General features: G+C 61.3%; 9 protein-coding genes. 3 read left to right on the forward strand and 6 right to left on the reverse strand.

Going from position 1 to position 14,676, the window contains the following annotated elements:
* Positions 1 to 2,844: a M10 family metallopeptidase C-terminal domain-containing protein gene (locus NN662_RS05425; RefSeq protein WP_315972582.1), complete on the forward strand. Its 2,844-nt coding sequence runs from the start codon at positions 1 to 3 to the stop codon at positions 2,842 to 2,844.
* A gap of 87 nt (positions 2,845 to 2,931) precedes the next feature.
* Here the strand turns inward: NN662_RS05425 and NN662_RS05430 are convergent, their stop codons facing one another.
* Both NN662_RS05430 and NN662_RS05435 read right to left on the reverse strand, forming a co-directional pair.
* Positions 2,932 to 5,493 (reverse strand): FAD-dependent oxidoreductase, encoded by a 2,562-nt coding sequence (locus NN662_RS05430; protein ID WP_261929284.1) that lies wholly within the window; start codon positions 5,491 to 5,493, stop codon positions 2,932 to 2,934.
* A gap of 481 nt (positions 5,494 to 5,974) precedes the next feature.
* Complete coding sequence (locus NN662_RS05435; protein ID WP_261929285.1) at positions 5,975 to 7,249, reverse strand: MgtC/SapB family protein; 1,275 nt, start codon at positions 7,247 to 7,249, stop codon at positions 5,975 to 5,977.
* Positions 7,250 to 7,516: 267 nt separating this feature from the next.
* On the opposite strand from NN662_RS05435, the gene NN662_RS05440 reads away from it, so the two are divergent.
* Positions 7,517 to 8,542, forward strand: coding sequence for a glycoside hydrolase family 25 protein (locus NN662_RS05440; RefSeq protein WP_261929286.1), 1,026 nt, complete (start codon positions 7,517 to 7,519; stop codon positions 8,540 to 8,542).
* Between the two features lie 19 nt (positions 8,543 to 8,561).
* Here the strand turns inward: NN662_RS05440 and NN662_RS05445 are convergent, their stop codons facing one another.
* From NN662_RS05445 to NN662_RS05460, 4 genes are all read right to left on the reverse strand, one after another.
* A complete protein-coding gene (locus tag NN662_RS05445) occupies positions 8,562 to 9,623 on the reverse strand; it encodes a LacI family DNA-binding transcriptional regulator (RefSeq protein WP_261929287.1) in 1,062 nt (353 codons plus the stop codon).
* 44 nt (positions 9,624 to 9,667) lie between these two features.
* On the reverse strand, positions 9,668 to 11,164 hold the full coding sequence (locus tag NN662_RS05450; RefSeq protein WP_261929288.1) for a tripartite tricarboxylate transporter permease: 1,497 nt from the start codon (positions 11,162 to 11,164) through the stop codon (positions 9,668 to 9,670).
* Between the two features lie 25 nt (positions 11,165 to 11,189).
* The gene (locus tag NN662_RS05455; protein ID WP_261929289.1) at positions 11,190 to 11,609 is read right to left on the reverse strand and encodes a tripartite tricarboxylate transporter TctB family protein; all 420 of its coding nucleotides are present in this window, start codon (positions 11,607 to 11,609) and stop codon (positions 11,190 to 11,192) included.
* A 61-nt stretch (positions 11,610 to 11,670) separates the two neighbouring features.
* Entirely contained in the window at positions 11,671 to 12,714 is a 1,044-nt protein-coding gene (locus tag NN662_RS05460) for a Bug family tripartite tricarboxylate transporter substrate binding protein (RefSeq protein WP_261929290.1), read from the reverse strand.
* A gap of 224 nt (positions 12,715 to 12,938) precedes the next feature.
* Between NN662_RS05460 and araD the strand changes: the two genes are divergently transcribed.
* Positions 12,939 to 14,675, forward strand: coding sequence for an L-arabinonate dehydratase (gene araD / locus NN662_RS05465; RefSeq protein ID WP_261929291.1), 1,737 nt, complete (start codon positions 12,939 to 12,941; stop codon positions 14,673 to 14,675).
* Position 14,676: the final 1 nt, after the last annotated feature.

A 14,676-nucleotide genomic window follows, 5' to 3' on the forward strand; every position in this document is an offset into this window, starting at 1 on the left:
TTGGCGCTGACCCTCTGGGACGACGTCATCAAGCCGTCCGTGCAGCAGGTGGCTGCCGGATCGTCGCCAACGACATCGAACATCGAATTCGGCAACTCCAGCACCGGCGTCGACTACGCCCACGCCTACTACCCATCGGTCGGTAGCGTCTGGCTGAACAGCGCCTACAATTCGACGACCGGGGTCAACGACCTGATGACGCCGAAGATCGGCGCGCACGGCTTCATGACATACATCCACGAGATCGGTCATGCCTTCGGCCTCGACCACATGGGCGACTATAACGGATCTGCCGACACGCCGTCGTCCTATCAGGATTCGACGGTCTATTCCGTCATGTCCTATTTCGGCCCTTCCTGGGGTTCGGGCAGCGCCAACGGTCAGGGACTGGTTGCATGGGCGGACTGGGTCGGCTCCGATGGAAAGCTGTATGCGCCGCAGACGCCGATGATGAACGACATCATGGCGATGCAGTCGATGTACGGCGCGGACACCACGACGAGGACCGGGGATACGGTCTACGGCTTCTCGTCCAACATCACCGGCGTGACAGCGGCGATCTACGACTTCAGCCAGAACCTCCACCCGATCATCTGCATCTGGGACGCCGGCGGCAACGACACGCTCAATCTTTCCGGCTGGAACACCGCGAGCGACATCGATCTTGCACCCGGAAGCTTCTCGTCGGCCAACAGCATGACGATGAATATTTCCATCGCCCGCAACTGCTACATCGAGAATGTCGTCACCGGTAACGGCAACGATACGGTTCACGGCAATGAACTCGCCAACGTGATCACCACGAACGGCGGCAACGACACGGTTTATGCATTGGCCGGAGACGACACGATCTCTGCCGGTTCCGGCAATGATGTGGTCGATGGCGGTGAGGGGACCGACACGGTCATCTTCAACGACAGCTGGTCGAACATCACCTGGACCTACGATGTTTCCACCGTGACCTTCACGTTCATGAGCGCCCTTGTCGGCACGGACACGATTACCGCCGTCGAACAGTTCATGGACAGTTTCAATGTGCTGCGGACGTTCAGCTCCCTGCTGGATCCAGCGCTTCTGGATCCGGCCGTCTCGATTGCTGCAGAGGCATCGACGGTCATGGAAGGCAATGACGGGACGAGTGCCGTCACCTTCAATGTGTCGCTGAGCAAGGCGGCGGACACCGAACAGCATGTGAGCTGGTCGCTGATTGGGACGGGCGCCAATCCTGCTGCCGGAAGCGATTTCTCCGGCGACACATCCGGCATGCTGACGTTCGCGGCTGGTGAAACGTCGAAGACCATCACGCTGTTCGTCCGCGGCGATACGACCTACGAGCAGGCCGAGACGTTCCGCGTCGTTCTGTCCGATCCCTCATCCAGACTGGACCTGGGCCTCGCCACGGCGGATGTCACGATCCTCAACGACGATGTCCAGCTCGTCTATAACGAAATAGCAGGCACGAAGCGATCTGAACTGCTTGTTGGAACCGATGATGCCGACCGGATCGTCGGCAATGGCGGCAATGACAGGCTCATTGGCGGCGCCGGCAACGACATACTGATCGGCGGGCCGGGCAACGACTATCTCGACGGCGGTACGGGTGACGATCAGCTCAACGGGGGATCGGGCAACGATATCTATGTTGTCGACAGCACGGGTGACGTCATCATCGAACTGGCTGGCAAGGCGGGCGGCACGGACACGGTCTACACGACCCTGGAAAGCTTCGTTCTTGGCGCGTGGCTCGAGAACCTGGCGTACCAGGGCAGCGGCGACTGGACCGGTACGGGCAACGAACTTGCAAACGTGATCACCGGCGGCACTGGCAACGACCACATAGCCGGCGGCGCTGGAAATGACACGCTGAATGGCGGCAACGGCAACGACGTGCTGGATGGCGGTTCAGGTGCCGATCGGATGATCGGCGGTGCCGGGGACGACATCTATTATGTCGACAACGCGAAGGACGCGATTGTCGAGACTAGCAATGGCGGTAGCGACGCGGTTTTTGCAGATGTGAGCACCTACAAGCTCGCCGCCAATATCGAAGATCTGACCTATGTCGGTGGTTCGTCCTTCAAGGGATACGGCAATGGGTCGGACAATACGATTACCGGTGGTGACAACGGAGATTATCTCGACGGTGGAGATGGCAACGACAGGCTGATCGGTGGCGCCGGCAATGATCAGCTCATTGGCGGCAGGGGCAATGATATCCTGATCGGCGGCACCGGCGACGACAAGATGTACGGCGGTGCCGGAAATGATACCTACTACGTCGACTCGACCGGTGACCTGGTTTCAGAGGCGCGCGGCGCCGGCACGGATACGGTTCACGTCACGCTCGATAGCTATACGCTCGGCGCCAATCTCGAAAACCTGATTTATGATGGTGACGGCGACTTCCAGGGGACCGGGAACACGTTGAACAACATCATTTCCGGCGGCACCGGCAACGATGTGCTGAACGGCCTTGCCGGCAATGACTGGCTGGCAGGCGGTGCCGGCAACGACATCCTGATCGGCGGATCGGGCAAGGACAGCTTCTTCTTCCAGCATATGGGGAGCGAGAATGCCGATACGCTGGCGGACTTCTCCAGCGCAGATGACACGATCCTGCTTGATCACGGCGTTTTCGCCGCCCTTCCATCTCTGGGTGAACTTCTGGAAAGCGCCTTCGGGACAGGAGCCGCGGCCACGACGGCCGACCAGCGGATCATTTATGACGATACCGTGGGAACGCTCTCCTACGATAGCGACGGCAACGGGGCGAATGCTGCGGTGGTGTTCGCGCATGTGGCTCTGGGTACGGTCCTGCAGCATCAGGACTTTGTCGTGGTCTGAATCCGACAGAGCGGCAGTTTTTGATCTATCCAAGCAAAAGGCCCGCTCGATGACGAGCGGGCCTTTTTCCATTCAGTATTCAGCCGATTAGGTGCGCGGCTTGAGGTTTTCCGGGTCGTAGAGGGGCTTGTAGCCGACGGCGGCGACTTCGACCGGGTAGGTTTCGGCGAAGTATTCGACGTTCAGCTTGCGGCCGACCTGGCAGTATTCCTTCGGCAGATAGGCGAGCGCGATGTTCTTGCCGATCGTCGGGCCGAAGGCGACCGAGGTGGTGTAGGAGATGCGGCCGAGTTCATCGACGAGCGTCTTGCCGGTTTCGGGATCCATGACCGGCATGGAGCCGACCGGGTAACGCTTGACGCCGTTGGCATCGGTGTTCTCGGTCATCACCAGCGTGCAGAGCATGGCCGGCTGCTGATCGCGTGCCTTGTACTCCAGATGCTTCGCCTTGCCGCGGAAGTCGGCTTCCTTGACCTTCGGGCGGGCAAGGTCGGATTCCAGCAGGTTGTACTGGGTCAGCAGGTCGGCGTTCTGCAGGCGCAGGCTCTTTTCCATGCGGCGCGAATTGGCGTAGGTTTCGACACCGATCGCCATGACGCCGGCAGCGCGAAGCGCATCCCAGACGGCCAGGCCGTCCTCGTACTTCATGTGCAGTTCCCAGCCCTGTTCGCCGACATAGGAAATGCGGAAGGCGGAGACCGGCTTGCCGGCGATCTCGATCTGCTTGATCGCCGCGAAGGGGAAGTTTTCCGGATCGAGGCCGGCCGGATCGGCAACGACCTTCTTCAGGTTTTCGCGGGCATTCGGACCCCAGATGCCGAGCGTCGTGTACTTTTCCGAGACGTCGGTCACGGTGACGTCGAAACCCTTGTCCTCTGCGACGCGCTTCACATAGTGGAAATCGCGCGGGCCGGCATCGGCGCCGTCCACGATGCGGCAGCGGTCGGCCATGCGGAAGACGGTCAGGTCGGCGCGCACCATGCCCTCGTCGTCGAGGAAGTGGGTGTAGATACCCTTGCCGATGTTGTTGTCTCCGCCGATCTTGGCGGCGCAGAGCCATTCCATCAGCTCGACGTGGTCCGGTCCTTCGACGTCGAACATGTAGAAGTGCGAAAGGTTGATGATCGCGCAATCGTCGCTCATCGCCAGATGCTCGGCGTTCGAGACGCGCCAGAAGTGGCGGTTGTCCCATTCGTTCTCGCGGACCGGAACCCTGTCGCCGTATTTTTCGAGCAGGTGCTCGTTGGCGGCGTAGCCGTGGGCGCGTTCCCAGCCGCCGAGTTCCATAAAGTAGCCGCCGAGTTCCTTCTCGCGCTCGTAGAAGGGCGAACGCTTGATGTTGCGGCTCGTTGCGTAGGGTTCGCGCGGATGGACCGCCGGGAAGTAGATCTTCTGGGCCGCTTCGAAGCAGCGGTTCTCGATGAACTCTTCCGTCAGCTGGTGCGGGTAGAAGCGCGAATAGTCGATCGAGTTGTGGTCGATCTCAGTCCGGCCGTCGGTGATCCAGTCGGCGATCAGCTTGCCGTAGCCGGGGCCGTCCTTGACCCAGATGGCGACGCAGTACCAGAGACCGCGCACCTTCTGGCTTTCGCCGCAGGACGGGCCGCCCGCGGCCGATACCTGCAGCAGGCCGTTGAAGGAGTGGCCTTCATTGTAGCCGAGTTCGCCGAGGATTGGCGTCAGTTCCATGGCGCGTTCGAGCGGCTCGATGATCTGTTCCATCTCGAGGTCGCGCTGCGAGGGGGACAGGCGGGCTTCGTGCTTCTCAAGCAGCTCGCGAGGATGGCAGAGACGCGGGTTGGTCGTCTCGTAGTAACCCCATTCGATCTGGCCGCCTTCGGTGGTCTTCGGGTCGCCGGTGTCGCGCATGTAGGCGGAGTTGCCCTGGTCGCGCAACAGCGGGAAGCCGATTTCCTTGCCAGTGCCTTCGAACTCGTTATAGGGGCCGAAGAAGGTCAGCGGATGGTCGACCGGCATGACCGGCAGGTCCTCGCCGACCATTTCGGCGATCAGGCGGCCCCACAGGCCGGCGCAGACGATGACGTGATCGGCATAGATGGTGCCGCGATGGGTGACGACGCCCTTGATGCGGCCGCCCTCGACGATCAGCGACTTGGCCGGCGTGTTGCCGAACATCTGCAGCTTGCCGGACTTTTCGGCGGCATCGACGAGCTTGCCGGCAACCGTCTGCGAGCGCGGGATTACGAGACCGGCGTCGGGATCGAACATGCCGCCCTGGACCATGTCCTCCTCGATCAGCGGGAACTTCTCCTTGATCTCGGCCGGCGTGACCAGATGGGCGCGGGTACCGAAGGCCTTGGCCGAGGTTACCTTGCGCTTGATTTCCTCCATCCAGGTGTCGTCGCCCGTGCGGGCGACTTCCAGGCCGCCGATGCGGGCGTAATGGCCCATCTTCTCGAAGAAATCGATCGAATACTGCGTCGTCCAGACCGACAGGTAGTCATGGCTGGTCGTGTAGCAGAAGTCGGAGGCGTGCGCCGTCGAACCGATGTCGGTCGGGATGCCCGATTTGTCGATGCCGACGATATCGTCCCATCCCCGTTCGATCAGATGATGGGCGATCGAGGCACCGACGATGCCCCCCAGACCCACGATGACGATCTTCGCCTTGTTCGGAAACTCTGCCATTTCTTGCGACCCTGATTGGAAGTTTTGCCAAATCATAATTGCTGGCGCGACACGACCAAAGCCTGTCTACGACATTCTCCGCATACTGTACGACGGGCGGAATTCGATCCCTGTTGATCGCGGTCCTCTCACCACCGGGTCTTCGGGCCTGAAGCCGCGCTATTACAGGGCGTGGAACCTTTCTCACAGATCATGCGTTATCAGGTCACAAGAAAGGGAGATACTGTCATGGACACGCAAAGCATTCTTACGGTCTGCATCATCGCAATGGCAATCATTCCGATCGTCTGTGCCGGCTGGTACGCAAACGTAAAGCACTGATGCGACTTCTTTCGAGTGGCCCGGGCCCGGCCGCTTGGACAATACTATCTTCAAGACCAGACCGGCATGGTGAAAGCCTGTCGCGCATAAGGCAGCCTGGATCAGATTGACGCTCTTCGGCCTGTTTGATGACCTTTGGTCCGTCTCTATCTGCTGCTCCTCACTTCCCCCCAGCAAGTTCCAAAAAGATCACAAAACCCATGCCGCCGCTGGCAATGGCTATCGCGGTGAAGATTGCCAGATTTATGCCGTAGAGCCGCGTACCCGATGTCAACGCCAGCACGGCTTTCGTGACGAGGTTGACCGCGGCTGCGATCAATATTGCGATGGCTGCCGTCTCTCGTGCGACGGCCTGTTGCGACAGTTGCGCGGCGGACAGGGTGATCGCGTCCAGGTCCGCGATGCCCGAGACGGCGGCGACACCGAGCAGGCTTGCCGATCCGAGTTTGGCGATCAGGAACCGTGAGACGAAGCTGACGACCGCCAGCAGGGCGCCGAATTTCAGCACCATGCCAAGTTCGAACGGGTTGCTGAGGTTGACCGCGGGCGCACTTCCCGTCGCTGTCGAGCGGCGGACCATCAGGACAGAGGCCAGAAGAAAGGCGACGACGGCCGGAACGGTGGCGCTGGCGATCGGTAGCAGCAGGCCCGGGGCGATGGCGGTGGCGATAACCGTGGCCCGGCTCAGCGACATGGCGCCGGCAATCGCGGCACCGGCTGCGAAACGGCGCGAGAATGCCGGCGTCTCCGCGGCCATTCGGGCGAAGGAGAGGGTGACGGCGGTCGAGGAGACGAAGCCGCCTGCTGCGCCGGCGAAGAGAACGCCGGCCTGCGGCCCGGCTATGCGGATCGCCAGATAGCCGACATAGGAAATCGCCGCGATCAGGATTGTCAGCAACCACAATTCGAACGGATTGAACCCGCCCCACGGATCGATGGCCCGGTTCGGCAGCAGCGGCAGGGCGACGAAGGTCATGGTCATGAGGACAAGGGCCGCCCGGAGTTCAAGCCATGTCATGCGGCGCAGGAAGCCGTGCAGGCTGTGACGTGCGGCAAGCAGGCCAGTGGTGACGACGCCGGAGGCGGCCGCGACCTTCATGTCCGAGAGGACCGCCAGCATGCCCAGGGCAAGCACCACGAAGGCCGAGACGACATTGGTCACGGAGTGGTTGTTCTCCTGCTCCGCCTCCATCTTCTGAAAGACGACGAAGGCCAGTCCGAAGGAAAGGACCAGGGCCGCGGGCAGGGTCCAGCCGATCATCTGTCCGATAAGGGCAGTCAGGCCTCCGAGGAACCCGGCAAGGGCAAAGGTGCGGATGCCGGCCGTGCGACCGCCTGCCGGCAGATCGCGCTCCTGCCAGCCGCGCTCGATGCCGACCAGCAGTCCGATCGCCAATGCCAGCGCCAGGCGCTGGAAGACGTCCAGTGTTTCCATCCCGCAGGTGCCCTTTCCAGACATTGGATACGGGCGCGATCATACGCCATCCCGGCGCGCCGGAATTGACTTGTGTCATGTTCTTCGCACGCTTTCGTGCGCAATCCACCACGCGTTAACACTTTTTCGTCGAATCGGCGCTGACGGGCCGGTTCGGTAAAGATTCAATTTATCTTTTTCCGGTAAACCTTTGTTAGCAAATCCGTCCGGGACAGCGGCAGAGGCCGGGCGAAACCACCTGAACCCCTTGTATCGAGTTTCGTGTTCATGCGTTTGAAGGCCTTATCCCTCCTCATCCTCGGCAGTGTTGCGCTTGCGAGCTGCCGGGCGACGTCCGGCCCGACGGAGGCCCTGAATATCGTCGCGCCGCAGGAGGTGACCGGGTCCATCACCCCGCCCGAGCCGGTCGGCGATGCGCCGGCCAAGAAGGTGGCGCAAGTGGGCGATGCTCAGCCTCACGAGCTTGCCTGGGCAGGCGACATGCCGGCCTCCGGTGCTGCCGAGGCTTCGGAAATGGCCGTCAGTCTCCCACTCCCGAGCGAACGGCCGACAGGGGAAAGCTTCGACGCCACGCCGTCGCCGGCTGTGCTGAAAGGCTCGCGCGTCTACAGCAGCCGTTTCCGCGATGCCAAGCCGATCAATTTCGGCAAGCGCTCGCCGCACAATCATGCCGTCCACGGCGTCGACGTTTCGCGCTGGCAGGGCAATATCGACTGGCCGAAGCTTCGCACGCAGGGTGCAAACTTCGCCTATATCAAGGCCACCGACGGAGGCGACCATCTCGACCCGATGTTCAAGACCAACTGGCGCAATGCCAAGGTGGCCGGCCTGAAGCGCGGGGCCTACCACTTCTTCTACTGGTGCAGGACCGCCGGCGAACAGGCCGACTGGTTCATCCGCAACGTGCCGCGCGATCCTGATGCCCTGCCGCCGGTCATCGATGTCGAATGGAACCATGAGTCGAGCTGCAAGCGCCGCCCATCGCCGGAGAAGGTGCGCGAGAAGATGCAGGTGTTCATGGACATGCTCGAACGCCACTACGGCAAGCGGCCGATCATCTATACCGCACCGGACTTCTACGAGGACAACCTGCAGGGCGCGTTCAAGAGCCATCCCTTCTGGCTGCGCTCGGTGGCCGCGCATCCGTCCAAGGTCTATCCGGGCCGCGACTGGCTGTTCTGGCAATATTCCGGTTCTGGCCTGTCGCACGGCGTGGACGGACGCATCGATCTGAACGCCTTCCACGGCAGCGAAGCCGAATGGCGCCGCTTCTCCGGAACGGGGCGCAGCTGAGGGCTGAGGGCCCTCAGTCTCAGGCAGACTTCCGGCGGATGATCTCGAAGCCGAGGTCGGTCACCCTGTCGGGCGACGGACCTCCCTCGCAACGGGCCAGAATGGCGGCGGCCGCCGTGTGACCGAGTTTCGTGCGATCGACCCTGACCGTGGTAATGGCCGGTTCGACATAGGCGGCGAATTCCTGGTCGCCAAATCCGATGACGGCAACGTCTTCGGGGATCTTCAGGCCGCGGGCATTGGCTTCGATGATGATCCCATGAGCCAGAATGTCGGAACTGCAGAAGATCACGCCGTCGCGAAAACCCTCGTCCTCGATCAGTCGACGCATGGCGTCACGCCCGTGAGAGAGCCTGGCGATTTCCTCGAAGTTGATCGCGGTGGTGTTCTTGCCGCAAAGACGGGCAACTTCACGTGTGAAGGCATCGCGGCGTCGGGTTGCGCGCTCGTCGCCCGCGCAAACCGTCGCAAAGTTCCGGTAGCCTGCACCGACGGCGAAATCGGCGGCGGCCCGGCCGGCCTCGACATGGGAAAAGCCGACGCACAGGTCGATCGGGCTTTCGGTCGTGTCCCACAATTCAACGACCGGTATGCCGGCTGCCAGTAGCATCCTGCGGGCCTCGGACGTGTGATGGATCCCCGTCAGCAGGATGGCATCCGGCCGGCGGGAAAGATGCGTCATGATCAGCTTTTCTTCCTCGGCCGGATCAAAGCCGGTCTCTGACAGCAGGATCTGGTAGCCATGGCCACTGATCCCCTCGGTGAAGGCCTTGATCATCCAGGAATAGACGATGTTGGTGATCGAGGGCACCAGAGCCGCGATCAGCTTGCTCCTTCGTGAGGCCAGGGCACCGGCAAGCGCATTCGGTACGAAGCCGGTGGTTTCGATCGCCTGTCTGATCTTTTCCAGCGTCGCCGGCGATACCTTGGAGGGGTCACTGAGCGCGCGTGAAACCGTGACCTGGGATACCCCGGCCAGCCGGCCGACCGTCTCCATGGTCACCGACCGGCCGCCGGACGGCCTTGCGGCCGTCCCGTCGGTTTTCTGCCTTTCCTGCGTCCCGGATCCGGATTTCGCCATCCTGCGCCTGATTCCTCATGTTTCGGATTCGGCTTACCTTAGCATCAGCCGTCACCGTTTGCCTTGTTTCTCCGTGACAGGATGATGGAAACCCAGACAGACGCGGCGATCAACACCCACAACAGGACCGCAATCCAGCTCTTGGTGAAGAAGATCGTCAAATCGCCGAAGGATTCCAGGCTTTTCACGAAATAGACTTCCGCGGATGGGCCGAGAATGAAGCCGATGATGAATGGGGCGATCTCGATGCCGATCTTCATGGCCAGCCAGCCGAACAGGCCGAAGATAAGAAGTGTCCAGACATCGAACATGACGCCGTAATTGGTCGTGTAGGCGCCGATGGTGCACATCATCAGGATCAGCGGGAAGAGGATGTGCTTCGGTACGGTGACGATAAGCGCCAGATAGCGGATCGCCAGATACATGATGGCGAACATGGCGATGTTGGCGATCAGCATCGCGACGATCATAGCGTCCCACGTGCCGGGATTGTTGCCGATGAAGAGCGGCCCGACCTGCACACCCTGAAGCGTGAAGGCGCCAATCAGCAGGGCGGTCGTCGAGTCTCCCGGGATGCCGAGCGAGAGCAGCGGTATGAGCGCACCGCCGGTCAAGCCGTTGTTGCCGGATTCCGATGCGATGATGCCTGCCGGTTCCCCCTTGCCGAAACGCTCGGGCGTGCGCGAAAAGGTCTTGGCGTTCGAATAGGCGAGGATGGAGGCGGCCGATCCGCCGACGCCGGGCAGAATGCCGACGAAGGTGCCGATGCCGGAGGAGCGGATGAGGTTCCCGATCTGACCCTTGAAGAGCGAAAGCGAAAAGGTCGAATCGCGGCCGATCTTGATGTCGCTCATGCTCTGACCTTCGGGCACGCCGCGTTCCGCCTCGTCGAAGACCGCGGCGACCCCGAAGAGACCGATCAGCACGGGAAGCAGCACGAAGCCGTCCTGAAGCCAGTATTCGAGACCAGGCGGGATCAGGCGAAACTCGCCGTTGCCGCCGTTTTCGATCGAATAGGTGCCGATGAGACTGATAAAGATGCCGAGAAAGCCGGAAAATATGCCCATCAGCATGTTGGAACTCAGCGCGCCCATGACGGTGAGCGCGAAAAGGATGATGAGAAACTTCTCGACATAGGAGAACTTGATCGCGAAATCCGCGAGCGTCGGGGCGAAGAGGTAAAGGATGAGCAGGCTGAACAGGCCGCCGAACACCGACGAAATGATGCCGATCCGCAGCGCCTTCTCGCCTTCGCCCCTCTGCGCCATCGGATAGCCGTCAAGCGTCGTGGTGATCGATGAGGGGGTGCCGGGGATACCGATCAGCACCGCCGGCACCAGTCCGCCAGAAATGCCGCCGACATAAAGGCCGAGCAGCAGCGCGAGACCGTTGTTGAGGCCGAGCGAATAGGTCAGCGGCAGGCAGACGGCAACCGCCATGGTGGCGGTCAGGCCTGGTATGGCGCCGAAGATGATCCCGATGAAGGTCCCGGCGACGATGAGTACCAGGAAGAGCGGGGTGATGAAGTCGAAGATTTCCATGAGATGATGTCCGCGAGAGGTCGGATCAGGGCAGCGTCAGGTAGAAGACGTCGTTGAAGAGCCACCAGGAGAGAACGGGCGCAACGATCGCCATGATGACGACCGGCACGAGTGTTCTGACCGTGCGCTGGTGCATGAAGAGCACCGACGTCAGGAAGACGAACGGAATGGAACAGGCGAGGAAGCCAAAACCGGTATTGGGAATGAGTTCCCCGACCGGTTCGAGCAGCCAGAAATAGATGAAACAGAGCGCGATCACGCCGAAGAAGCGGAGCTTGTCCATCTGCGAGATGATCTCGCGCCAGTAGCCGGCGGATCCGGCCAGCGACTGCCGCCGCTGAATGACGATCGCCAATCCCAGGATGACCAGAATGGATCCGATCACCGTCGGGAAGATGAGGTGCGATGTTGCGAAGTTGATCTTAACGTGGGTCAGGCTGCTCATGACGGCTTCCTTGAAATAACAGGGCAGGAGAGGGCCGGAGTTCGCCTCCGGCCCTTTCGCGTCATTTGCCGGTGATTTTCTCGATGATCTTGCCGTATGCGGCGTTCTTTTCCTCGATGGCCTTCGCAGCTTCGGCAGAGGGTCGGAAATCCGGAATGAAGAAGGCCTGCTTCTGGCGTTCCTCGATCTTGCCGTCGGCATAGATTTCCTTCAGTGCCGTGTCGATGGCGTCGACTTCGGCCTGCGGCATGTCCTTGTTGTAGATGAAGAAGAATTCCTTATCGAACACGAAGTCCTTCTTGCCGTCCTCGGTCACGCTGGTCTTCGGGCTGGTGTACTTCAGAAGATCGTCGCGGGTGGTACCGCCCATGCCCTGTTCAGGCGCCTGCTCGATGGTTTCCGGACGAGCGGTGATCCACACGAAGCGCATGGCCTTCTGGTCGCTGTCGGGGAGCTGGGTGAACTGCTCGTTTGCCTGGATGGAGCCGTTGATGACGTCCGCGAGATCGTCGAACATCGCCTGGTTCTTGTCGGACTGGCTGCCGGTGTTGACCGCAACCAGATTGGCTTCCGAGCCGGGCGAAAGAATGCTCGCGGCATTCTTCATCGCTGAAAACCCGATTTCCGAGACGCCGCCCGGCTGGATCGCCACACGGATCTTCTTGCCGTCTGCGGCTGCCTTGAAGATGTCGTCCATCGTCTTGTAGGGCGAATCCTTGGCTACCAGGTAGGCATTGCCGGGATTGATCGCGATGGTCGGGCCGATCTTGTACTTGTCGAAGATGTCGTCGTAGCCGCGCACGCCGTAAAGGTGGCCCAGGAAGGCCTGGTCGTGGAAGATCATGATCGTGGTGCCGCGCTTGTCACGTTCGAGGGCCTTGAAGCCTTCGCTGAAGCCGACGGCGTCCACCTTCATGTTCACGCCGAGCTTTTCCGACAGTGCATCGGCGACGATGGCAGAGTTCTGGTAGGTGTCGCCGCCCGTCGAGGTCGAGCCGATGACAACGCGGATGTTGTTCGGCAGGTCTGCCGCCCAAGCGGAGATTGGCTGGGTCAGCGCCATCGCGACGCCGGCGGCGAGAATCATTCTACGGGTAAGTTTCATTGTTTCCTCCCAAGCTCCGCCAGATGGCGGTTGGTTCCTAAGTCGATCAGATGATAAGTGTACGCAAACGCTCCAATGAATGCGCATACATTAGTTTGGTCGGTTATTTTCCGGTTTGTCAACTCCACAATCACGAACAAATATCGATCGATTTCCACATCGTTATGCCGTTGACATGATTTTATGAAAGCGCATACATAAGGTTGGTAGCCAGGGAGGTGCTGATGCACGACAAGAAAAATCCGGAAAAACTCCGTAGTGCGCGCTGGTTCGCGCCCGATGACCTGCGTTCGTTCGGTCATCGCTCACGCATGATGCAGCTCGGCTATTCCGAGGATGATTTTCGCGGCAAGCCGGTGATCGGCGTGCTGAACACCTGGTCGGAACTGAATTCCTGCCATTCGCACTTCAAGGAACGGGTGCAGGACGTCAAGCGTGGCGTGCTGCAGGCCGGTGGCTTCCCGGTCGAGATGCCGTCGCTGTCCGTCGACGAGAGCTTCACCAAGCCGACCTCCATGCTCTATCGCAACATGCTGGCGATGGAGACGGAGGAGATGATCCGTTCGCATCCGCTCGATGGCGTGGTGCTGATGGGCGGCTGCGACAAGACCACGCCCGGCCTCGTCATGGGGGCGCTTTCGGCCGGTGTGCCGATGATATACCTGCCGGCGGGGCCGATGCTGCGCGGCAATTATGCCGGCAAGTATCTCGGATCGGGGTCCGATGCCTGGAAGTTCTGGGACGAGCGCCGCGCCGGCAATATTTCCGATGCCGAATGGCTTGGCATTCAGGGCGGCATCGCCCGTTCGGCCGGCACCTGCATGACCATGGGCACCGCCTCGACGATGACGGCGATCACCGATGCGATGGGCCTGACATTGCCCGGCGCGTCGTCGATCCCGGCGGTCGATTCCGGCCACCAGCGCATGGGCGCCGATTGCGGCCGGCGGATCGTCGACATGGTCTGGGAAGAGCTGACCCCGGACAAGATCGTCACCGAAGCGTCCTGCCGTAACGCGGCCGTCGTTGCCATGGCGACCGGTTGTTCGACGAATGCGGTCGTCCACCTGATCGCGATGGCGCGTCGCGCCGGCGTGCAGATGACGCTTGACGATCTCGATGCGCTCGGCCGCGTGACGCCGCTGATCGCCAATGTCCGGCCGTCCGGCAAGGACTACCTGATGGAAGACTTCTTCTATGCCGGCGGCCTGCGGGCGCTGATGAAGCAGATGGAGGACCGTCTCGATCTTTCCGCGCTGACGGTGACCGGCAAGACCATGGGCGAAAATCTGGAAGGGGCGAAGGTCTACAATGACGACGTCATCCGGCCACTGTCGAACCCGGTCTATCACGAGGGTTCGCTCGCCGTGCTGCGCGGCAATCTCTGCCCAGACGGCGCCGTCATCAAGCCGGCCGCCTGCGATCCGAAATTCCACGTCCATGAAGGCCCGGCGCTGGTCTTCGACAGCTATCCGGAGATGAAGAAGGCGATCGACGACGAAAATCTCGATGTGACGCCGGATCATGTGCTGGTACTGCGCAATGCCGGCCCGCTCGGCGGTCCGGGCTTTCCGGAATGGGGCATGCTGCCGATCCCCAAGGCGCTGATCAAGAAGGGGCATCGCGACATGCTGCGGATTTCGGACGCCCGCATGTCCGGTACCTCCTATGGTGCGTGCGTGCTGCATGTGGCGCCGGAAAGCTATATCGGCGGACCGCTGGCGCTCCTGAAGACCGGCGACATCGTCCGTCTCGACCTGCCGAACCGCAGGCTGGACATGCTGGTCAGCGAGGAGGAGCTTGCGGCCCGCAAGGCGGCATGGAAAGCGCCGGATCCCCGCTTCGAACGCGGCTGGGGTTACATGTTCTCCAAGCACGTCACGCAGGCCGACCAGGGCTGCGATTTCGACTTTCTGCAATCCGATTTCGGCCGCCCTGTCGGCGAACCCGATATTTACTGAG

Origin of the sequence: Rhizobium sp. NRK18 (assembly GCF_024385575.1) — a bacterium.
GTDB lineage: Bacteria > Pseudomonadota > Alphaproteobacteria > Rhizobiales > Rhizobiaceae > JANFMV01.

Bases quoted from the DNA above. Each gene is read 5' to 3' on its own strand.
- NN662_RS05460 (WP_261929290.1), bottom strand. From the start codon at position 12,714: ATGAAACTTACCCGTAGAATGATTCTCGCCGCCGGCGTCGCGATGGCG.
- NN662_RS05450 (WP_261929288.1), bottom strand. From the start codon at position 11,164: ATGGAAATCTTCGACTTCATCACCCCGCTCTTCCTGGTACTCATCGTC.
- NN662_RS05445 (WP_261929287.1), bottom strand. From the start codon at position 9,623: ATGGCGAAATCCGGATCCGGGACGCAGGAAAGGCAGAAAACCGACGGG.
- NN662_RS05435 (WP_261929285.1), bottom strand. From the start codon at position 7,249: ATGGAAACACTGGACGTCTTCCAGCGCCTGGCGCTGGCATTGGCGATC.
- NN662_RS05455 (WP_261929289.1), bottom strand. From the start codon at position 11,609: ATGAGCAGCCTGACCCACGTTAAGATCAACTTCGCAACATCGCACCTC.
- araD (WP_261929291.1), top strand. From the start codon at position 12,939: ATGCACGACAAGAAAAATCCGGAAAAACTCCGTAGTGCGCGCTGGTTC.
- NN662_RS05430 (WP_261929284.1), bottom strand. From the start codon at position 5,493: ATGGCAGAGTTTCCGAACAAGGCGAAGATCGTCATCGTGGGTCTGGGG.
- NN662_RS05440 (WP_261929286.1), top strand. From the start codon at position 7,517: ATGCGTTTGAAGGCCTTATCCCTCCTCATCCTCGGCAGTGTTGCGCTT.